The organism is Pseudomonas fluorescens (assembly GCF_018614775.1).
Classification (GTDB): Bacteria; Pseudomonadota; Gammaproteobacteria; order Pseudomonadales; family Pseudomonadaceae; genus Aquipseudomonas; species Aquipseudomonas fluorescens_BY.
The window spans coordinates 1-18,857 of sequence record NZ_JAGGOF010000092.1; the positions used below are offsets into that span (position 1 = coordinate 1).

Annotated in this window: 20 protein-coding genes; 12 read left to right on the forward strand and 8 right to left on the reverse strand. The window is 62.2% G+C overall.

The annotated features are described in order from the left end of the window. Positions 1–80: 80 nt before the first annotated feature. On the reverse strand, positions 81–1,040 hold the full coding sequence (gene ftrA / locus J7E36_RS21365) for a transcriptional regulator FtrA (protein WP_215007453.1): 960 nt from the start codon (positions 1,038–1,040) through the stop codon (positions 81–83). Positions 1,041–1,141: 101 nt separating this feature from the next. Here ftrA and J7E36_RS21370 point away from each other — a divergent pair, with 101 nt between their 5' ends. The 4 genes from J7E36_RS21370 (at position 1,142) to J7E36_RS21385 (ending at position 4,632) form a co-directional block, all read left to right on the forward strand. Then, entirely contained in the window at positions 1,142–1,576 is a 435-nt protein-coding gene (locus J7E36_RS21370) for a rhodanese-like domain-containing protein (protein WP_215007456.1), read from the forward strand. A 264-nt stretch (positions 1,577–1,840) separates the two neighbouring features. Beyond that, complete coding sequence (locus J7E36_RS21375) at positions 1,841–2,620, forward strand: ABC transporter substrate-binding protein (protein WP_215007459.1); 780 nt, start codon at positions 1,841–1,843, stop codon at positions 2,618–2,620. 117 nt (positions 2,621–2,737) lie between these two features. Next, positions 2,738–3,850, forward strand: a complete 1,113-nt coding sequence (locus J7E36_RS21380; RefSeq protein WP_215007462.1) for a M14 family metallopeptidase — start codon at positions 2,738–2,740, stop codon at positions 3,848–3,850. Between the two features lie 65 nt (positions 3,851–3,915). After that, complete coding sequence (locus J7E36_RS21385; protein WP_215007464.1) at positions 3,916–4,632, forward strand: alpha/beta hydrolase; 717 nt, start codon at positions 3,916–3,918, stop codon at positions 4,630–4,632. A 139-nt stretch (positions 4,633–4,771) separates the two neighbouring features. On the opposite strand, the gene J7E36_RS21390 is transcribed toward J7E36_RS21385, so the two are convergent. Then, complete coding sequence (locus J7E36_RS21390) at positions 4,772–5,359, reverse strand: hypothetical protein (protein WP_215007467.1); 588 nt, start codon at positions 5,357–5,359, stop codon at positions 4,772–4,774. 290 nt (positions 5,360–5,649) lie between these two features. Further along, the gene (locus J7E36_RS21395; RefSeq protein ID WP_215007470.1) at positions 5,650–6,582 is read right to left on the reverse strand and encodes a LysR family transcriptional regulator; all 933 of its coding nucleotides are present in this window, start codon (positions 6,580–6,582) and stop codon (positions 5,650–5,652) included. Between the two features lie 113 nt (positions 6,583–6,695). On the opposite strand from J7E36_RS21395, the gene J7E36_RS21400 reads away from it, so the two are divergent. Both J7E36_RS21400 and J7E36_RS21405 read left to right on the forward strand, forming a co-directional pair. After that, positions 6,696–7,193, forward strand: a complete 498-nt coding sequence (locus tag J7E36_RS21400) for a DMT family transporter (protein ID WP_215007473.1) — start codon at positions 6,696–6,698, stop codon at positions 7,191–7,193. Between the two features lie 3 nt (positions 7,194–7,196). After that, entirely contained in the window at positions 7,197–7,649 is a 453-nt protein-coding gene (locus J7E36_RS21405; protein WP_215007476.1) for a DMT family transporter, read from the forward strand. Between the two features lie 5 nt (positions 7,650–7,654). On the opposite strand, the gene J7E36_RS21410 is transcribed toward J7E36_RS21405, so the two are convergent. The 3 genes from J7E36_RS21410 to J7E36_RS21420 form a co-directional block, all read right to left on the reverse strand. Then, positions 7,655–7,939, reverse strand: coding sequence for a hypothetical protein (locus J7E36_RS21410; RefSeq protein ID WP_215007479.1), 285 nt, complete (start codon positions 7,937–7,939; stop codon positions 7,655–7,657). A gap of 213 nt (positions 7,940–8,152) precedes the next feature. Beyond that, positions 8,153–9,178 carry a purine-nucleoside phosphorylase gene (locus J7E36_RS21415; protein ID WP_215007482.1) on the reverse strand — a complete coding sequence of 342 codons (1,026 nt, stop codon included), beginning with the start codon at positions 9,176–9,178 and terminating at the stop codon, positions 8,153–8,155. Positions 9,179–9,231: 53 nt separating this feature from the next. Further along, positions 9,232–10,182, reverse strand: coding sequence for a nucleoside-specific channel-forming protein Tsx (locus J7E36_RS21420; RefSeq protein ID WP_215007485.1), 951 nt, complete (start codon positions 10,180–10,182; stop codon positions 9,232–9,234). 310 nt (positions 10,183–10,492) lie between these two features. Between J7E36_RS21420 and selD the strand changes: the two genes are divergently transcribed. Together selD and mnmH are read left to right on the forward strand one after the other, a co-directional pair. Continuing rightward, positions 10,493–11,527 carry a selenide, water dikinase SelD gene (gene selD / locus J7E36_RS21425; RefSeq protein ID WP_215007488.1) on the forward strand — a complete coding sequence of 345 codons (1,035 nt, stop codon included), beginning with the start codon at positions 10,493–10,495 and terminating at the stop codon, positions 11,525–11,527. After that, positions 11,527–12,630, forward strand: coding sequence for a tRNA 2-selenouridine(34) synthase MnmH (mnmH, locus tag J7E36_RS21430; RefSeq protein WP_215007534.1), 1,104 nt, complete (start codon positions 11,527–11,529; stop codon positions 12,628–12,630). The genes selD and mnmH overlap by 1 nt, the downstream gene beginning before the upstream one ends. A 76-nt stretch (positions 12,631–12,706) precedes the next feature. Here mnmH and J7E36_RS21435 read toward each other — a convergent pair whose 3' ends face one another. Together J7E36_RS21435 and J7E36_RS21440 are read right to left on the reverse strand one after the other, a co-directional pair. Then, the gene (locus J7E36_RS21435; protein ID WP_215007490.1) at positions 12,707–13,759 is read right to left on the reverse strand and encodes a permease; all 1,053 of its coding nucleotides are present in this window, start codon (positions 13,757–13,759) and stop codon (positions 12,707–12,709) included. Positions 13,760–13,850: 91 nt separating this feature from the next. Then, entirely contained in the window at positions 13,851–14,525 is a 675-nt protein-coding gene (locus J7E36_RS21440) for a histidine phosphatase family protein (RefSeq protein ID WP_215007493.1), read from the reverse strand. A gap of 280 nt (positions 14,526–14,805) precedes the next feature. Here J7E36_RS21440 and J7E36_RS21445 point away from each other — a divergent pair, with 280 nt between their 5' ends. The 4 genes from J7E36_RS21445 (at position 14,806) to J7E36_RS21460 (ending at position 18,756) form a co-directional block, all read left to right on the forward strand. Then, entirely contained in the window at positions 14,806–15,504 is a 699-nt protein-coding gene (locus tag J7E36_RS21445) for a glutathione binding-like protein (RefSeq protein WP_215007496.1), read from the forward strand. An 8-nt stretch (positions 15,505–15,512) separates the two neighbouring features. Next, complete coding sequence (locus J7E36_RS21450) at positions 15,513–16,358, forward strand: PhzF family phenazine biosynthesis protein (protein WP_215007499.1); 846 nt, start codon at positions 15,513–15,515, stop codon at positions 16,356–16,358. 115 nt (positions 16,359–16,473) lie between these two features. Continuing rightward, the gene (hemB, locus tag J7E36_RS21455) at positions 16,474–17,448 is read left to right on the forward strand and encodes a porphobilinogen synthase (RefSeq protein WP_215007502.1); all 975 of its coding nucleotides are present in this window, start codon (positions 16,474–16,476) and stop codon (positions 17,446–17,448) included. Positions 17,449–17,661: 213 nt separating this feature from the next. Next, a complete protein-coding gene (locus J7E36_RS21460) occupies positions 17,662–18,756 on the forward strand; it encodes a DUF1615 domain-containing protein (protein WP_215007505.1) in 1,095 nt (364 codons plus the stop codon). The last annotated feature ends 101 nt before the right edge of the window (positions 18,757–18,857 follow it).

The window sequence follows — 18,857 nt, forward strand, 5'->3', positions numbered from 1 at the left end:
GCGAGCAAGCTATGCTCCCACAGGTTTTGTCTTGACTGGCAGGTATTGAGGCAAGCCTCGCACCGTTCAGCCAGCCGGTTTCACCCCCGCCCAAACCGCTCCCGGTACACCGACGGCGCCAGCCCCACCACGCTGCGAAACGCCACGCGAAAGCTTTCCACCGAACGGTAGCCACACAACTGCGCGATGTTGTCGGTGTTGTCCTCTGTGCTTTCCAGCAACTCCCGGGCCCGGGCCAGGCGTTCGTGTTGCAGCCAGGCCTTGGGGGACACGCCGCAGGCCTGGGTGAAATGCCGCAGGAACGTGCGCTCGCTCATGGCCGCCTGGCTCGCCAGTTCGCGCACGCCCAAGGGTTCATGCAGGCGTTCGCGCGCCCATTGCATGACGCTCGACAAGTCACTGCGTGGCGTGCGGCTGACCGGCGATGGAATGAACTGCGCCTGGCCGCCCGTCCGTTGCGGTGACATCACCAGTCGGCGCGCTACCGTGTTGGCGACCTGCACGCCATAGTCCCGCGCCACCAGGTGCAAGCAGGCATCGATGCCGGCGGCGCTGCCGGCCGAGGTGATGACTTGTCCGGAGTCCACGTACAACACGTCGGGGTCCACCAGGATGGCGGGGAAGCTTTCGGCCAGTTCATCGGTATGGCGCCAATGGGTGGTGGCCCCCAGCCCATCGAGCAGCCCGGCCGCGGCCAAGACGAACGCTCCCGAACAGATGGACAGCAGGCGCGCGCCGCGGGCGTGGGCCCTGCGCAGTGCGTCGAGCAGGGCTTCGGACGGCGGCTCGCTGCGGCTGCGCCAGCCGGGCACGACGATGGTCCGGGCCGTTTCGAGCAGTTCCATGCCGCCGTCGGCCAGTATCTGGAAGCCACCCATGGCACGCAGCGGGCCGTCATCGACCGCGACGATCCGGTGCGCGTACCAGGGGAATTCGAATTCGGGTCGCTCCAGTCCGAAGATCTCGACGGCCACGCCGAATTCGAAGGTGCACAAGCCGTCGTACGCAAGGATCGCGACCAGACCGGGGTTAGGCTGCATTTGTCGGAAAGTTCCCACAGAGTGTCTTGTACGCCACTGTAGCGGTAAGCCTTGAGCGGATAAAGTCCGTTCATGCCCTCATCACACTTGGAGTACACCCGATGACTAGCCTGGTTCGCGAAGTGCCTGCCGCCCCATCCGATATCGCCCTGGAGCATTTCAGCCGTCGCTTGGCCTTCGAAACCGATTGTTCCGACGTCCACGCCAGCCAGCAGGTCGACGAAGTCGACTTCGTGCTGGTGGATGTCCGTGGACCGTTGGCTTATGAACGCGGGCACGTGCCCGGGGCGATCAACCTGCCGACCCGGTCGCTCACTGCCGAGGTGCTGGCAAGCTATCCCAAGACCACCCTGTTCGTGGTGTATTGCGCCGGTCCGCATTGCAACGGCGCGAACAAGGCGGCGGTTCGCCTGGCAACGTTGGGCTACCCGGTCAAGGAGATGATCGGTGGCGTCATGGGCTGGCTCGACGAAGGTTTTCGCCTGACGGGCCTGGTAGAGCGCGTGGCGGACACGGCCATCCGCTGCGATTGCTGATGTTTTTGGTGGGAGCGGGCTTGCTCGCGAAGGCGGTGTGTCAGCACAGGGAGCAGTGACTGACACGCCGCTTTCGCGAGCAAGCCCGCTCCCACAGGGTATCGCTTTTCATTTTGTGCATTTTTATAACTATTTGTCGCCTCTAAACAATTCCCCTCCCGAGTGCCCCTCTAGACTCCGGCCACTTCGGTTTTTTTGACCGAATGCTGCCTATGAATCTGCCAATAACTCACCAATAAAAACCCTGCGCACTCAGGAGCAAGAATGAAGAAGCTAGTTATGTTCGGTGCCCTGGCACTGTCCGTTTTGTCGCTGTCGGCCATGGCCGAAGAAGCCAAGCCTATCCGTCTCGGGATTGAAGCCGGCTACCCTCCGTTCTCGATGAAAACCCCCGATGGCAAGTTGACCGGCTTCGATGTCGATATCGGTGACGCGCTTTGTGCGCAGATGAAGGTCCAGTGCACCTGGGTCGAGCAGGAGTTCGATGGCCTGATCCCGGCGCTGAAAGTGAAGAAGATCGACGCGATCCTGTCGTCCATGACCATCACTGACGACCGCAAGAAAAACGTCGATTTCACCATCAAGTACTACCACACCCCGGCGCGCTTCGTGATGAAGGAAGGCAGCGCGGTCAAGGACCCGCTGACCGAACTCAAGGGCAAGAAAGTCGGTGTGCTGCGGGCCAGTACCCATGACCGCTTCGCCACCGAAGTGCTGGTGCCGGCAGGCATTGACCTGGTGCGCTACGGCTCCCAGCAGGAAGCCAACCTGGACATGGTCGCCGGTCGCCTCGACGCGATGCTGGCCGACTCGGTCAACCTCGACGAAGGCTTCCTGAAAACCGACGCCGGCAAAGGTTTTGCCTTCGTCGGCCCGACCTACGAAGACGCGAAGTACTTCGGTGGCGGCGCCGGCATCGCGGTGCGCAAGGGCGATACGGCCCTGGCCGAGAAATTCAACACCGCCATCACCGAAATCCGCGCCAACGGCACGTACAAGAAGGTGCAGGACAAATACTTCGCCTTTGATGTCTACGGGCATTAATCGCTGAATACCCAGGCTGAAAACGCAGGTGGCCCGCCGTTGACCCGGTCGGCCACCTTTTTCTTGGGCGATTGTTTTACCCTGCCCCCTGTCGAAACATCGTCATCCGGAGATTTCATGCAACGCATCGACCATACCCTGCCATGGAGCCACCTGGGCACGGAGCGCCGGCTCAGTGTGTTTCGTTATGGCCATGGCCCGCGCAAGGCCTACATCCAGGCCAGCCTGCACGCCGATGAGTTGCCGGGCATGCGCACCGCCTGGGAACTCAAGCAGCGGCTCAACGACCTTGAGGCCCAGGGCCTGCTCAAGGGGGTGATCGAGCTGGTGCCGGTGGCCAACCCCATCGGCCTGGACCAGCATCTGCAAAGCGCTCACATGGGCCGTTTCGAGCTGGGCAGCGGCAAGAATTTCAACCGTTCCTTCGTCGAACTCAGCGCTCCGGTGGCGCAACGCATCGGTGAGCGCCTCGGCGATGACCCGGCCGCCAATATCACGCTGATCCGCCAGACCATGGCCCAGGTCCTGGATGAACTGCCGGCCCCACCCTCGCAACTCGAAGCGCTGCATCGGTTGCTGCTGCGGCATGCCTGCGACGCCGATATCACCCTGGACCTGCATTGCGATTTCGAGGCGGCGATCCATTTGTATGCCTTGCCGCAGCACTGGCCGCAATGGCGGTCCCTGGCTGCACGGTTGAAAGCCGGCGTGGCGTTGCTGTGCGAAGATTCTGGCGGCAGCTCGTTCGACGAATCCTGCTCCTCACCCTGGTTGCGCCTGGCCAAGGCCTTTCCCGAGGCGGTGATCCCGCCGGCCAACCTGGCGACGACGCTGGAGCTGGGCAGCATGGGCGATACCCGAGTGGAGCAGGCCCGGGCCAACTGCGAAGCGATCCTGGGTTTCCTCGCCGAGCAAGGCTTCATCAGCGGCGATTGGCCGCCGGCACCGGCCGACTGCTGCGAAGGCTTTCCCTTCGAAGGCACGCAATACCTGTTCGCGCCGCACCATGGCGTCGTGAGCTTTTTGCGCGAGGCCGGAGAGTGGGTGGAGCAGGGCGATCCGTTGTTCGAAGTGGTTGATCCATTGAGTGATCGGGTCACTACCGTGCGGGCTGGAACCAGCGGCGTGCTGTTCGCCCTGGATCGTGGACGCTACACCCAGCCGGGGATCTGGCAGGCTAAAGTCGCCGGACGGGAGCCGATTCGGGCGGGGAAATTGATCAACGACTGATAAGTGCTGTCTACCGCACCGCACGGTTTTTGCCATGCGGCTTTTCGGACGATGGAGGAAAATTGATGTTTAGAGCGTTCGCCCTGTTTCTACTGCTGGCTTCGTGCGGCGTGCAGGCCCAACCCGAGTTGCACACGGACTTGCCGCTCAACTACCTGGCCCAGGCCGATGAGCAGGCCAGGAATCGACCGCTGGTGATCTTCCTGCACGGTTCCGGCAGCAACGAAGAGGACCTGTTCGAACTCAGGGACGAACTGCCCCAACACTACAACTACCTCTCGGTGCGCGCACCGAAGACCCTGGAGCCGGGGCGCTACCAGTGGTTTGCCAAGGCGGGCGAGGGCGCCTATGACGGTGACCTCGCGGATTTGAAGGCCAGCGGCCAGGCGTTGCTGGATTTCATCGAGAAGGCAAGGGCCAAGTACCCGACCGACGCGAGCAACGTCTATCTGGTGGGGTTCAGCCAGGGGGCGATGATGAGCTACGAAGTGGCCCTGCGACACCCCGACGCCGTCGGTGGCATCGCGGCGATGGGCGGACGGGTCCTGTCAGTGCTGCGCGGGCAATTGAACCCTGAAGAGTCGCGACGGACACTGGCGGTGTTCATCGGTCACGGCACCGCGGACCCGATCATTCCCTACCACGACGGCTCCGAGGCCAACACGTTGCTGAAGACCCTGGCGCTGGAGCCGGAATTCCATGCCTACCCCGGCGTCGGCCACACCATCAGCGCCCTGGAAGTGCAGGACCTGCGAGCGTGGTTGGAGCGGCTCAATCCCTAGGCATGAGCGGTTGAATGGGCTGACGCCATCGCGAGCAGGCTCGCTCCCACAGGGTCAAGGTCGTTCAAAAATCCATTGTGGAAGCGAGCCTGCTCGCGATGGCAGCAACACGGTCCCTCAGGCACACCCCGGCAACCCTTCACTTGCCACTGGCGATCTGCTTCACCAACGCCTCATGACCGGCCTTGTCACTGGCCCGGGAGATGATTTGCACCACCGCGACGCGCGTGCCGGAGGCACCGAGCAGGGTAGTGTCGAGGGTAGGGCCGCCGCCTTGGGTGGCGCTGGTGTCGAGTTGGCGCAGGCCCAGGCCACTACCTTTTTGGGTCAGGCTTTTTTCGCTGAGAATCTTGGCGTCCGGCAGTGCTTGGGTACGCTGAGCGGCGAAGCCGGCCATGGTCGTGTCGAGGAACGCGCCGTCGTCATCCTTCACATTTGTCCCGTCGGCAATGGTGTTTTCAGCGGCGATCACTACCGTCCGGCTGGTGGCATTGCTGTACATCGTCCCCGTCGCGCCAGCGGTGCCCTGGGCGACCTCCCCCGCAGGCAGCGGCGTGGCCGTGAAACCTTTAGGCAAGGTGAAGACGAATTTGCCGGCCAGCATCGAGACTTTCTGCGCCTGTGCCTCGCCGGTGGGTTTTGGCTGGGCTGCGTGGGCAGGCACCATGGTCAGGCTGGCGATGGCCGTCAGCAGCAGGGTGGCGGCGTGTTTACTCAGCAATGACATTGAAACTCTCCACGGGTGGTCGTGCTTGATAGGCGATCATCCCATGGGCGTTGTGCCGAACGAACCTGTTATTTAGATTTACCGCGTACATATCCGTTGCTGCGGTAACGGCGGCTAATGGTTCCGTTTTTACAGCGGGTCACTCTCGAAAAGTCGACCTGTTTTTGAAGCGACCGTGTTTCCCCTGTGGGAGCGAGCTCGCTCGCGATAGCGGTGTGTCAGGCAACGCTTTATGTGATTGATACACCACTATCGCAAGTTCGATCCCACATTCAAAAGCGCTGCCAACGTCAGCGATCCCAATACGGCACTTCGCCAAAGCACTCGAGGAAGAAATCGATCACCGTGCGAACCTTCACCGACAAGCGTCGGCTGCCGGGCCACAGAATTGCGATCTGCTGGGGTTCGAGGCTGTTGGACGCTTCGTACTCGCGCAGCACCGGCACCAGGGTGCCGTTGCGCACGGCTTCGCCGATCAGCCACGACGGGAACATCACCAGCCCAAGGCCTTGTTCGGCGGCCTGGGTCAGGGTGTCGGCGTGGTTGCCAGTGATGGGGCCCTTGACGCTGTACGGCGTCCAGGCCTGGCCAGGGCGGCGGAAGAACCAGCGCTGCTGGCCGGCCGCGCCTTTGTAGGCCAGGCATTGATGGGTTGCCAGGTCCTGGGGTTTGAGCGGCGCGCCATGGCGGGCCAGGTAGGCGGGGCTGGCCGCGATCTGGAAGCGGTGGGGCGCAAGGATCCGCGCCTGCATGCCGGAATCGTGCAACGGGCCGATGCGAAACAGCAAATCGGCGCCTTCCTGTAGCGGGTCGACGTAGCTGTCGGTCTGCTGGATCTCCAGTTGCAGCTTCGGATAGCGCTCGCACAACTGCCCCAGCCACGGGCTCAGGTGACGTTGGCCGAACACCACCGGGGCGTTGATCCGTACCAGGCCGGACGGTTCGCTGTGCTGTTCCTGCAAGGCCTGCTCGGCTTCCTCCAGTTGCACCAGAACCAGGCGCGCGTGGTGGCCCAGCAGGCGACCGGCTTCGGTGGGGGACACGGCGCGGGTGTGGCGATAGAGCAACTGCTGGTTCAGCGCCTGCTCCATCAACTGGATCTGCCGGGAAATCGATGAGGGGGCCAAGCCCTCGCGCCGGGCCACTTCCGAAAAACTGCCGTGATCGAGCACCGCGACAAACAGCCGGAGCGCCTTGAAGCCCAGTTCATTGAGACCCTGCATAGGCATTCATCCTGTGCGTTTTAAGCAAAAGTGTTATCGCAATGCTCCCATTTATCGCACAGTACCGCCAGTCGATAATGGCCGTCATTGTTCTCTACAAACAGGTTGTGACTATGCGAGCGTCTTCACTCAGCGAGGCCGCGCCGATGACGGCGGCTGCCAAACCCCGGCCATTCTTGCGCTGGCTTTTACTGCCGCTGGTGATCCTGGCCGGCATGGGCTTGTCGGTGGAAGCCGGCCTGCTGGGGCCGCTCGGGGTACAGGTCGGGCATCTGTGGGCCACCCTGAGCATCTTTGGCGTCGGCTCGGCGATTCTCTTCCTGTTATTGCTGCTCAGTGGCCGGCAGCAAGGCCCGGCCTTGCACGAACTGCCTCGCTGGCAACTGATCGGCGGTTTCCTGGGGCCGATCTACGTGGTGGTGCTCACGCTCGCCACGCCCCACATCGGCATCGCCATGACCATGGTTGCGATTCTTTCCGGCCAGGTTGGCAAGAGCGTGCTGATCGATCATTTCGGCTGGTTCGGTGCGATTCGCAAGCGCGTCAACGGCGAGCGCTGGCTGGCGTTGGGGTTGATCGTCGTGGCCCTTGTCCTGATTGCCAGAGGTTGAACTATGAGTGTTCTTGTTTTGTTGCTGGTGGTCGTGGCTGCCGGTGCGGTGTTGAGCGTGCAGGCGGCCATCAATGGTCGCCTGGGGCAGACCGTCGGTGTGCTGCGCAGCAGTCTGCTGACCTTTACGGTGGGCACGGTGACCACTGGCCTGCTGATTATATTTTTCGAGCCGGCCCACGCCGTTTCTTTGCTGGAGGTGCCGAAATGGCAACTCAGTGGTGCGCTGTTTGGCGTGGTCTACATGATGGTCATGGTGGGGGCGGTGCCAAGGGTCGGGACCGCCGTGGCAACGGTGGCGGTAATCGTCGGGCAACTGGGCATGGGCATGCTGATCGACAACTTCGGCTGGCTGGGCAACCCGGCCATCGAGCTGTCCGGCAGCCGGGTCCTGGCGATGGCTTGCCTGGCACTGGCGCTGGTGTTCATGTATCGCAGCAGCACACGACAGGCCTGAGCGGTTCAGTCAGGTTCGACGTCCAGTTGCAGGCTGTCATCGGCCAGGCGCTCGGTTCGCCGGACAATCGCGCTGATGCGTCGGCCTTCGGCGCTGAATACCACGATCTGGGCCTTGTGCAGGTCGTCCGGCAGCGGTGGTCGAACGTGCAGCGCGAACCAAGGCGGTTCGCCGTCATCGAGACGCTTGACGTCGAATTGGCACTCGACGCTTTTTGTCTCGCGACCAAACAGGGTGTCGAGACCGTAGTCAAGGTGAGTGCTGTCGGCGGCGGCAGGGGGTTGTGACATCGGCAGTCTCCTGGAGGTGCGCTCGGATGATGTTCAAGTGATCCCTTGGGGATTGGAAAATTCCATTGGGTTGATGCGTACCGGGCTGTGGGAGCAAGGCTTGCTCGCGAAACAGGCGCCACGATTTCTGGACGACCGCATCGCTTTTATCGCGGGCAAGCCTTGCTCCCACAGCAAGCTCCCTCGCCACGGAGGTTCGGGTACCCGCAAGAATCAGGCCCCAGGCACCCCGTGCTCCCACGCCGACCAGTTCTTCAGGATCTCTTGCACCAGCGGGTTAGCGGTAAGGAACAGGTTTTCCAGGGCCGGGACGAAGGCGCCCTGGTCGGCGTACTTGAGCAGGTTGTCCACCTCGTTGCCGCCGGGTTCGGGACGATCGAAGTCGGAACCGGCGCGCAGCACCGCCAGCCGGTTGATGTCGACCCGGCCTTCGCGACTGGCCCGTAGCAAGGCCTCATAAGTGGAGTTGTCTTCCTGCTGGGTCGTGCAGTACACGCCTTTGTTATCCGTGAGCAGGCGGGTCCAGACTTCGGCACGTTCGCTCAGGCGCGTACCGGAAAACCAAGTGTTACCGGCCAGCGTGTCGCAGCGGGTGACCACCGGTGGCTGGTTGGCCGGCGCGTAGGGGTATTTCAAGCGCCAGGCGGCTGATGCCTTGCTTTCAGTCAGGCTCACGTTCTGGCTGAGGGCAAAGGCCTTGGCTTGCAGGGCCGGATTGAGTTCGAAGACTTCGGTCTTGTAGTCCAGCGGCGGCTTTTCGTTCGGCCCCTTGGTATTGATACCCAGGTAGCCGGTGGGCCAGTCCTTGGGCACATCCCGTGAGTCGAGCTCCCATTGGGTGCCAAACTCCACCAGATAATGGGCCCAGGCGGCGGTGCCGAGGGTGCCGCGGTGCGGGTTGATACCGGCGATCCCGGCCACCAGGAAATAGCTTTTGCGCAGGTCGATGTTCGGGGCGAGCGCCAGGGCCAGTGTCGAGGCTGCGGCGTTGGTCTGGCCCATGCCGGTGATCAGCAGGCAGACCCGCTCGGCGTTGCAGTGGATAGTCGGGTATTCGGCGGACAGCCCCGGCACGCGGATTTCATCCTTGAGCTTCAGGCGCTCGATCCAGTTCTGCGCCTCCGGGGCGAACATCGTGATCAACAGGACTTTGGGTTGCAGCGGCGGTGCCGCTCCGGCGGTTGGGCTGAGCAGGACAGCGCTTGTCAGGGCGAGTGAAATACACAGGCGATTGATCATGCTTTCGTGACCTCCATGGCGTTGAAATGGGTGTTTCTATGGGCAGCGACCGATCAGAATTGATAACCCACCCCCGCGTAATACCCCCAGCCCTCGGAGCGCGCGCGGAAGTTGCCGTCGCCGAAGTCAAGCTCACTGCCGTCCTGCCAGTTGCCGCCGTTGTGGAAGTAGCGGCCCACCAGGGTGAAGCGCAGGTGCGTGAAGGAATACAGCAAGACGTTGGTCGCGACCGTGGCGTTGGCGGTGCGCGCCGGGTTGTCCTTGTGCAGGTCCGAACCGAAATCGAAGTTGGTGAAGCCAATGTACGTCAACGAAGCGCCGTTGCTGAACTGGCTGATCGGCACGATGTATTTGAGTTGGGCGCGGTAGCCGTCCCAGGAATATTCATTGCTGGCGCCGTAGTTTTCCCACTGGTACCGACCGTAGAAGTTGGCCGACAGGTTCACCCGCGAATGGGTGTCGATGTCAGTGCCCAGACCGCTGTACAAGGTATTGGCGCGATTGGCGCTGTTGCTGCCGTGATCGTAGATCCAATCGAACGCCACATACCACTCCTTGAACGGCCCGATGGCCAGGCTGCGGCCGGCGAGGGTGTCGATGGAAATACGCGGCTCGTGCTCCATGAACACTGGAGAACCGTGGTCCCAGACGCCTTTGTCGTGGCTGTTGCCGATGTCGAAAATCTTCGGAATGTCGATGTAGCCATACAGTTCGAATGGCCCCTTGCGGCCGAAATATTCGTACTCCAGGTACACGTCGTCGGTCGGTTGCGGACCGAAACTGATGTCCTTGCTGCCGATGATCGTCAGGTCCTGGTTGTACCAATCCGACAGGTAGGCGCCTTTTTTCGCGGGTGCGGCGTCAGGGCTGAGCGCTTCGCCTTGGGCAGACGTTTCACTGGTTTGGGCCAGGGCGCTGTTGCTGGGTAATCCGGTAACGACGCTGAGGAGGAGACAGGCGGCCAATCCGCCGGGCGAGGTGCAGCGCCGGGAAGTGAAGTGCATGGAAAGTCCTTGTCCGTGCGGGCCGAAGCCCGGGTCCGTGTTTGAAAGAATGGCAGTCGATCCGCAGGGGATGGCTGGACTGCGCAAACGTTTGCACATCTCATACCAGAATTTCACACGGGCTTGAAAAACAAAGGAATCAGGGTTTTTTCCTGGCCTTTTGGTCAAAGACCCTGCATCGGATCTTGCGCTATCGTTCGCAGAGGCACCAAAGGGAGGCAGGCACGGGCGTTCGGCGCTCATCGTGCGCGGCGCTTAGCCCCGGCGATGCTGGTAGACTCGGTCACCTTGACTTACGAGAGGTGTGCCCATGAGCGAGCCGATTCGCCTGACCCAGTACAGCCACGGCGCCGGTTGCGGCTGCAAGATCTCGCCCCAGGTGCTGGAAGTGATTCTGGCCGGCAGCGGCGCGCAGAACCTTGACCCTGATCTGTGGGTCGGCAACGCTTCCCGGGACGACGCCGCGGTGTACGCCATCGACGAAGAGCGTGGCGTCGTTTCGACCACCGATTTCTTCATGCCGATTGTCGACGACCCGTTCGATTTCGGTCGCATCGCCGCGACCAACGCCATCAGCGATATCTACGCCATGGGTGGCGATCCGCTGATGGCCATCGCGATTCTCGGCTGGCCGGTGAATGTGCTGGCGCCGGAGATTGCCCGGGAAGTGATTCGCGGCGGACGGTCGGTGTGTGACGAGGCCGGCATACCCTTGGCCGGCGGGCATTCGATCGATGCGCCGGAGCCGATCTTCGGCCTGGCGGTCACCGGCCTGGTGCAGAAGCGCCATATGAAACGCAACGACACTGCCACCGCAGGGTGCCGCTTGTACCTGACCAAGCCCCTGGGTATCGGCATCCTTACCACCGCCGAAAAGAAGGGCAAGTTGCGCGCCGCCGACGTCGGCCTGGCCCGTGACTGGATGTGCACCCTGAACAAGCCCGGCAGCCGCTTCGGCAAGCTCGACGGTGTGACGGCGATGACCGACGTCACCGGTTTCGGCCTGCTCGGGCACTTGGTGGAAATGGCCGACGGCAGCCAGTTGACGGCGCGTATTCGCTACGACGCGGTGCCACGGCTGCCAAGCGTCGAGTATTACCTCGACCTGGGCTGTGTGCCGGGCGGTACGTTGCGCAACTACGACAGCTACGCGAGCAAGGTCGGTCGGGTCCAGGAACTGCACAAGCGTGTGCTGTGTGACCCACAGACCAGCGGTGGCTTGCTGATTGCCGTCACCCCGGAAGGCGAAGCCGAGTTTCTCCGGGTCGCCGTGGAGCTCGGCCTTGCACTGGCGCCGATTGGCGAACTGGTCGAGCGACAGACCCACGCGGTCGAGGTGTCATGATGGCCAATGACATTACCGATTACCGCGACATCTTCCTCAATGATCGGCCAATGATGGACACCCGGGCGCCGATTGAATTTCTCAAGGGCGCATTTCCTGGCGTGGTCAATTTGCCGCTGATGACCGACAGCGAACGGCAACGGGTCGGCACCTGTTACAAACAGCAAGGGCAGCAAGCGGCGATTGTCCTGGGGCACCAGCTGGTGTCCGGCGACACCAAGGCGAAGCGCATCCAGGCCTGGGCCGAGTTTGCCCGGACCCATCCTGACGGTCTGTTGTATTGCTTTCGCGGAGGCCTGCGTTCACAGATCGTCCAGCAGTGGCTCAAGGACGAAGCGGGCATTGAATACCCCAGGGTCGGCGGTGGCTACAAGGCCATGCGCACGTTCCTGCTGGAGACCGTCGAGCAGGCGGTCGGTCAATGTGACCTGGTGCTGCTGGGTGGCATGACTGGCACGGGCAAGACCGAAGTACTGATCCAGCTGGAAAACGGCCTGGACCTCGAAGGTTATGCCAACCATCGCGGCTCGAGTTTCGGCAAACGCGCCACCGGGCAACCGTCCAATATCGATTTCGAAAATCGCCTGGCGGTGGATGTGCTGAAAAAGCGTGCCGCCGGTATCGAACAATTCGTGCTGGAAGACGAGAGCCGCATGGTCGGCAGCTGCGCGTTGCCACTGTCGTTGTTCCAGCGCATGCAGCAGGTTCCGATGGTCTGGCTGGAAGACAGCGTGGAGCGGCGGGTCGAGCGGATCCTGCGCGACTACGTCATCAACCTGTGTGCCGAATTCGTAACCGTACACGGCGACGAAGGGTTTGCGCTGTTTTCCGAGCGGCTGCTGGCGAGCCTGGACAACATCCACAAGCGCCTGGGCGGCGACCGCCACCGGCGCTTGATGATCATCATGGAAGCCGCCTTGGCCGAGCAGGTTCGCAGCGGTGCCGTCGACCTGCACCGCGGCTGGATCGAAGGCTTGCTGCGCGAATATTACGACCCGATGTACGTGTTCCAACGGGAAAAGAAAGGCCTGCGCATCGAGTTTTCAGGGGCGCAGGACGCGGTGCTGGCCTACCTGCGTGAACGAGCGTCCCGCACGGCCTGACACGCATCACACCAATCCCTGTGGGAGCGAGCCTGCTCGCGATGGTGGCAGCGCGGCTGGTGGTAACCTTGGCGCCTTAAAGCACCACCGCCCCCACCAGTCCACAAACAATACCCACCAACATGGTCAACAGCGCCACGGTCACCAGCACCCGGGCATCGAAGTCCTTGCGCAGCATCAACAGGGACGGCAGGCTGATGCTCGGCAGGGTCATCAGCAGCGCCACGGCCGGGCCGGTGCCCATGCCCAGGGTCATCATGGTCTGCACAATCGGGATTTCCGCCGCGGTGGGAATCACGAACAGTGTGCCGACCACGGCCAGCGGCACCAGCCACAACAGGCTGTCGGCCATGGCACCGTCGACATGGGGAAACAGCCAGACCCGTGCCGCGCCCAGGACCAGCACCGCCAGCACGTAGATCGGAATGGTGCTCCAGAACAGCTGCCACAAGGTCCGGCCCCAACGGATCAGGAACGGTTGTGCATCGACCACACTGGCCTCGGCCACCGCTTCCACGGCTGCCTCGGGCAAGGTCTCGGGCCGTGCGATGCGTTGGGCCACCATCGACACCCCAAACACCAGCACGATACCCGCCACCAGTCGCAGGGCGGTGAAGCCCCAGCCGAGCACAAAGCCCATGAACACCAGGGTGGCCGGGTTGAGCACCGGGTTGCCGATCCAGAAGGCCAGCGCCGCGCCTACCGAAACGTTCTGCCGCCGCATGCCGGCCGCCACTGGCGCGGCGCAGCACGAGCACATCATGCCGGGCAGGGCGAACAGGCCACCACGCAGGGTCGAGGCAAAACCGGCGCGGCCGAACAGGCGCAACAACCAGTCACGGGGAATCAGCACCTGCAGCAGGGAACCGAGGATCACCGCCAGCACTGCGGCCTTCCAGATGGCCAGGAAGTACACCCTGGCGTAGGCCAGGGCCGCCGTCAGCGGAGCGGTCTGGGCATCGTTGAGGATCGAGCCGCCGATGTTGTGGTTGTCGGCGGCGACAAACGCCTTGAGGTAGTAGGGCGACCATTTGACGTAGTAAAGGCCGACGCAGGCGACCAGCAGGAACAGGGCAGGTTTGCACCAGAACGACCAGCCCCGAACCGGAGCTGCAGAGGTTGAAGACATGGAGAAGGGTCCGGGCAGTGGGTGAGTGGACGCATCATACCCCAGTGCCCCACCCGAGTGATCTGCCGGATGGGTGGGAAGTGCCGACGGGTTATGTCGGACAGGCTTCCTGGCCGTTATCCAGGCCTTGCTTGTAGCTCTGGCTGGAGAGGCTGGCCTTACCGTTGTGCCAGGTCAGGGTCAGTACGTACAACGAGTCATAATCGCCGGAGGCCCAGTCTTCGGTGATGGTCTGTTTCTTGCCCACGGCCTCGCCGGCAACCTTGTTGATCAGCTCTGGCAGATAGCCATGGGACCACGCGGTGTAGATGGTGGCGTTGTGGTATTTGTCGTGCAGCAGCTCCTCAGCCAGGTCGCTGGTGTCGTTGGCCGAATAACTGATGTTCACTGGCAGCCCGAGCTTGATGGCGCTGGGGCTGATGGTCATCAGCGGGCGAATATAGCTGTAGGAGTTGTCCAGCTCACCCTCTTCGACATTGCGAGTGGGGTTGGCGGCGAACACATAGTCGGCCTTGCCGAATTTTTCCGGCAGCAAGGTGGCCAGGTCGATCGCTCGGTTGAGGCCCTGGCAATTGAGCTGGCCCAGGCCGCCGGCGGGTTTCTCGGCGTGACGCAGGAACACCAGGGTCTGGACCCCGTCGACGGGCTGCGCGCGACTGACGCTGGACTCCAGCGACAGCGCCAGGCCACAGGCCACCAGTAGCGTGGGCAACAACAGCCACGAGCGGTGTTTGAAACGCTTGGCGAAATTCAGTGGATTCATCATCGAATAACTCTCGAATCAGGCTGACAAACCCCGGCACCGCGAAGCCCTGGCCTCGGGTGGTTTCCCTGTCGTTACGCCGCTTCGATTCCTCGGGGCATTGTTCAGAGTCCATTGAGGCCCTTTGGTTCGATCCTGCGGCGGGCTCCTTCCAGGAGATGGGATGAACATTAGCGACAGGATGTTGCGAAATTAAGAACGACAGACTGAACTCATCACGTTCATGAGGTCTTGCGGGATTTGGATTATCCTCGGTCATCCATTCTTCTCGGAACGTGCAACCATGCCAGACCTGAACCCATTCCCCATCACCCAGAAATGGCCCGCTCAATACCCTGAATGGCTCCAGCTCTATTCGCTGCCAACCCCCAACGGCGTGAAAGTCTCGATCATGCTCGAGGAGATCGGCTTGCCGTATGAGCCTCATAAAGTGGACTTCGGCAGCAACGACCAGCTGTCTCCCGAGTTCCTGTCCCTGAACCCCAACAACAAGATCCCGGCGATTCTGGATCCCCATGGGCCGGGGGATCAGCCGTTGGCGTTGTTCGAGTCGGGAGCGATCCTGATTTATCTGGCGGACAAAAGCGGCCAGCTGTTGGCGCAGGAGTCCGCCGCGCGCTATGAGACGATCCAGTGGCTGATGTTCCAGATGGGCGGGATCGGGCCGATGTTCGGGCAATTGGGGTTCTTCAACAAATTCGCGGGTAAGGACTACGAGGACAAGCGCCCGCGTGACCGTTACGTCGAGGAGAGCAAGCGCCTGCTCAAGGTCCTTGACGGCCGTCTGCAAGGCCGCGACTGGATCATGGGTGAGCGCTACACGATCGCCGACATCGCGACCTTTCCGTGGGTGCGCAACCTGATCGGCTTCTACGAGGCCGGTGATCTGGTGGGTATCCAGAATTTCCCCAACGTGACGCGGGTACTGGAGCGCTTCCTGGCGCGGCCGGCGGTTGCTCGCGGCTTGAAGATCCCGGAATGAGCACGTCAATGAGCAGCCGCTTCGATTTCAAGCAGCTGGACGTGTTCAGCGACGTGCCGCTCAAGGGCAATCCGCTGGCGGTGGTGTTCGGCGCCGATGGGCTGAGTGACGAGCGCATGGCCGCCTTTGCCAACTGGACCAACCTCAGCGAGACCACGTTCCTGTTGGCGCCGCAGCATCCGCAGGCCGATTATCGGGTGCGTATCTTCACCACGTCGACCGAATTGCCGTTTGCCGGGCATCCGACCCTGGGCAGTTGTCATGCGTGGCTCGAAGCCGGCGGCGTGCCAAAAGGGCAGGAAATCGTGCAGGAATGTGGCGTCGGCCTGGTCAGGATTCGCCGCAGCGAGCATGGCCTGGCCTTCGTGGCGCCACCGCTGATCAAGAGCGGGCCGCTGGAGGTCGATCTGCTGGAGCGGGTCCGCAACGCGCTTGGGCTGGAGGCCGAGGCGGTGGTCGAGGCGCAATGGGTCGACAACGGTGCAGGGTGGCTGGCCCTGATGCTCAGGGATCGCCAGCAGGTCCTGATGCTCAAGCCCGATTACCCTCAGTTGCAGAATCTGGCCGTGGGTGTGGTCGCGCCTTGGGATCCGGCCGTGGATGGCGATGACGCGCAATTTGAAGTGCGCGGCTTCATCGCCGGTGATGGCATGCCCGAGGACCCTGCCACGGGCAGCCTGAACGCCGGGCTCGCGCAATGGCTGCTGGGCAAGGGGCTGGCGCCTTCGACCTATGTGGTCAGCCAGGGGCTGACGATGGGACGTGCGGGGCGAATCCATGTCGAGCAATTGGGTGATGACGTCTGGATTGGTGGCGCAGTGGTGACGTGCATCAATGGCGTGCTGACGTTGTAAGGTGATTATTGCCGGCCCGGTAACACTCTGTTTTCCAGCCGGCGTTTGTGCCCTGGTCGGCCAGGGCATAAGCTTTGCTCCCTGTGTTTTGAGCGCCCATTTGCCCAGGAGTCCCATGTCCAGCCAGTTCCCCGAAGCACGTCCACGCCGTCTGCGCCGCAATGCAAGCTTGCGCAGCCTGTTCCAGGAAACCGAGTTCACCCTGAACGACCTGGTGCTGCCGATTTTCGTCGAGGAAGAAATCGACGACTTCGTGCCGATCAAGAGCATGCCGGGCGTGGTGCGCATCCCTGAATCCAAGCTGGCCGGCGAGATCGAGCGCTATGCCCGTGCCGGCATCAAATCGGTGATGACCTTTGGCGTGTCCCATCACCTGGACAGCGACGGCAGCGACACCTGGAGCGAGCGCGGCCTGGTGTCGCGCATGGCCGGGATCTGCAAGGACGCGGTACCGGAAATGATTGTGATGTCCGACACGTGCTTTTGCGAATACACCGATCACGGCCATTGCGGTGTTCTCCACGGGCACGAAGTGGATAACGACCGGACCCTGGTCAACCTGGGCAGGCAAGCGGTGGCGGCGGCCCGCGCCGGTGCCGATGTGATCGCACCGTCTGCGGCCATGGATGGGCAGGTCCAGGCCATTCGCAAGGCGCTGGACGAAGCCGGTTTCAGCCAGACGGCGATCATGGCCTATTCGACCAAATTCGCTTCGGCGCTGTATGGGCCGTTCCGCGAGGCCGGTGGCAGTGCCTTGAAAGGCGACCGCAAGAGCTACCAGATGAACCCGATGAACCGCCGCGAAGCGCTGCGCGAATCACTGCTCGATGAACAGGAAGGTGCCGATGCGCTGATGGTCAAGCCGGCCGGTGCCTATCTGGACATCATCCGCGACATTCGCCAGGCGTCGAACCTGCCGCTGTCGGCTTATCAGGTCAGTGGCGAATACGCGATGATCAAATTCGCCGCCCAGGCCGGTGCCATCGACGAAGCCCGCGTCGTGCGCGAAAGCCTTGGCGCGATCAAGCGCGCGGGGGCCGACCTGATCTTCACCTACTTTGCGATGGATCTGGCATTGAGCGGGATTTGAGCAACCAGCGCCGGAGAGTCCCTGTGGGAGCGGGCTTGCTCGCGAAAGCGGTGGGTCAGCTTGCATCCTTTTTGGATGTGCTGATGCCTTCGCGGGCAAGCCCGCTCCCACAGGTTTTCCTGCGAAACCAATATCATCTTTGAGGCACGCACATAGCCCTGCCTGGCATTTGGTCGTATGGTTGCTGCGGACTAACGGATCTGATGGGGCCACATGCAACTCACTCGATGGATGATCAGTCTCGCCGCACTGCTGGCCCTGGCCGGTTGCGGCAGTCGCCAGGCCCAGGAGCCTGGGCGCCAGCCTGATGAGGTCAAGCAGCAGATCGTGCGGTTGTTGCCGGCCAAGGTGACCGACCGTGAAGGCTGGGCCAGTGACATCTATGTGGCGTTCGCGGCCCAGCAAGTCTCGCCCACGACACAGAACATCTGCGCGGTCCTGGCGGTGACGGAACAGGAGTCAACCTTCCAGGCCGACCCGACCGTGCCGGGGCTGGGCAAGATTGCCCGGGAGGAGATCGATCGGCGTGCAGCAAAAGTGCACATTCCCGGGCTGTTGGTCAGCGCTGCACTCCAAGTGCGCTCTTCCAACGGTAAAAGCTACAGTGATCGGCTCAATGCGGCGCGCAGCGAGAAAGAGCTGAGTGATATTTTCGATGATTTCATCAGCCTGGTGCCGCTGGGCAAGACGCTGTTCGATGGCTTCAATCCGGTGCACACGGGGGGACCGATGCAGGTCAGCATCGCCTTTGCCCAAGCCAATACCCGGAATTATCCCTACACGGTGGATGGCTCGATTCGTCGCGAAGTGTTCAGCCGTCGGGGCGGGATGTATTTCGGTATCGCGCACTTGTTGGGCTATCCGGTCAGCTATGCCGAACCGTTGTACCGTTTCGCCGATTTCAATGCCGGGTGGTACGCCAGCCGCAACGCGGCGTTCCAGCATGCGGTGAGTCGGGCATCAGGGATTTCCCTGGCACTGGATGGCGATTTGATTCTGCCTGGTTCGATCATGCCGGGCAGCACGGAACTGGCGGTGCGCACGCTGGGCAAATCGTTGGGGATGCGTAACCCGACCATTCGCGATCAATTGGAGCAGGGCGACAGCCTGGCGTTCGAGGACAGCAAGCTCTACAAGCGGGTGTTTGAATTGGCCGAAAAGGCCGAAGGCAAGCCGTTGCCGCGGGCGGTACTGCCGGGGATCGTGCTCAAGAGCCCGAAGATCACTCGCAAGTTGACCACGGCGTGGTTTGCCAAGCGGGTGGATGAGCGTTATCAGCGGTGTATGGCGCGGGCTTCAGGAAGGTAGCAAGCTTGTGGCGAGGAAGCCTGCTCCCTCGCCACTGGTGGTATTGCTTGAGACCTGGCCGCGATTGCAAACCTCATGCGTGGTTTTCGATCAGGCGATCG

Bases quoted from the DNA above. Each gene is read 5' to 3' on its own strand.
- ftrA (WP_215007453.1), bottom strand. From the start codon at position 1,040: ATGCAGCCTAACCCCGGTCTGGTCGCGATCCTTGCGTACGACGGCTTG.
- J7E36_RS21370 (WP_215007456.1), top strand. From the start codon at position 1,142: ATGACTAGCCTGGTTCGCGAAGTGCCTGCCGCCCCATCCGATATCGCC.
- J7E36_RS21375 (WP_215007459.1), top strand. From the start codon at position 1,841: ATGAAGAAGCTAGTTATGTTCGGTGCCCTGGCACTGTCCGTTTTGTCG.
- J7E36_RS21380 (WP_215007462.1), top strand. From the start codon at position 2,738: ATGCAACGCATCGACCATACCCTGCCATGGAGCCACCTGGGCACGGAG.
- J7E36_RS21385 (WP_215007464.1), top strand. From the start codon at position 3,916: ATGTTTAGAGCGTTCGCCCTGTTTCTACTGCTGGCTTCGTGCGGCGTG.
- J7E36_RS21390 (WP_215007467.1), bottom strand. From the start codon at position 5,359: ATGTCATTGCTGAGTAAACACGCCGCCACCCTGCTGCTGACGGCCATC.
- J7E36_RS21395 (WP_215007470.1), bottom strand. From the start codon at position 6,582: ATGCAGGGTCTCAATGAACTGGGCTTCAAGGCGCTCCGGCTGTTTGTC.
- J7E36_RS21400 (WP_215007473.1), top strand. From the start codon at position 6,696: ATGCGAGCGTCTTCACTCAGCGAGGCCGCGCCGATGACGGCGGCTGCC.
- J7E36_RS21405 (WP_215007476.1), top strand. From the start codon at position 7,197: ATGAGTGTTCTTGTTTTGTTGCTGGTGGTCGTGGCTGCCGGTGCGGTG.
- J7E36_RS21410 (WP_215007479.1), bottom strand. From the start codon at position 7,939: ATGTCACAACCCCCTGCCGCCGCCGACAGCACTCACCTTGACTACGGT.
- J7E36_RS21415 (WP_215007482.1), bottom strand. From the start codon at position 9,178: ATGATCAATCGCCTGTGTATTTCACTCGCCCTGACAAGCGCTGTCCTG.
- J7E36_RS21420 (WP_215007485.1), bottom strand. From the start codon at position 10,182: ATGCACTTCACTTCCCGGCGCTGCACCTCGCCCGGCGGATTGGCCGCC.
- selD (WP_215007488.1), top strand. From the start codon at position 10,493: ATGAGCGAGCCGATTCGCCTGACCCAGTACAGCCACGGCGCCGGTTGC.
- mnmH (WP_215007534.1), top strand. From the start codon at position 11,527: ATGGCCAATGACATTACCGATTACCGCGACATCTTCCTCAATGATCGG.
- J7E36_RS21435 (WP_215007490.1), bottom strand. From the start codon at position 13,759: ATGTCTTCAACCTCTGCAGCTCCGGTTCGGGGCTGGTCGTTCTGGTGC.
- J7E36_RS21440 (WP_215007493.1), bottom strand. From the start codon at position 14,525: ATGATGAATCCACTGAATTTCGCCAAGCGTTTCAAACACCGCTCGTGG.
- J7E36_RS21445 (WP_215007496.1), top strand. From the start codon at position 14,806: ATGCCAGACCTGAACCCATTCCCCATCACCCAGAAATGGCCCGCTCAA.
- J7E36_RS21450 (WP_215007499.1), top strand. From the start codon at position 15,513: ATGAGCAGCCGCTTCGATTTCAAGCAGCTGGACGTGTTCAGCGACGTG.
- hemB (WP_215007502.1), top strand. From the start codon at position 16,474: ATGTCCAGCCAGTTCCCCGAAGCACGTCCACGCCGTCTGCGCCGCAAT.
- J7E36_RS21460 (WP_215007505.1), top strand. From the start codon at position 17,662: ATGCAACTCACTCGATGGATGATCAGTCTCGCCGCACTGCTGGCCCTG.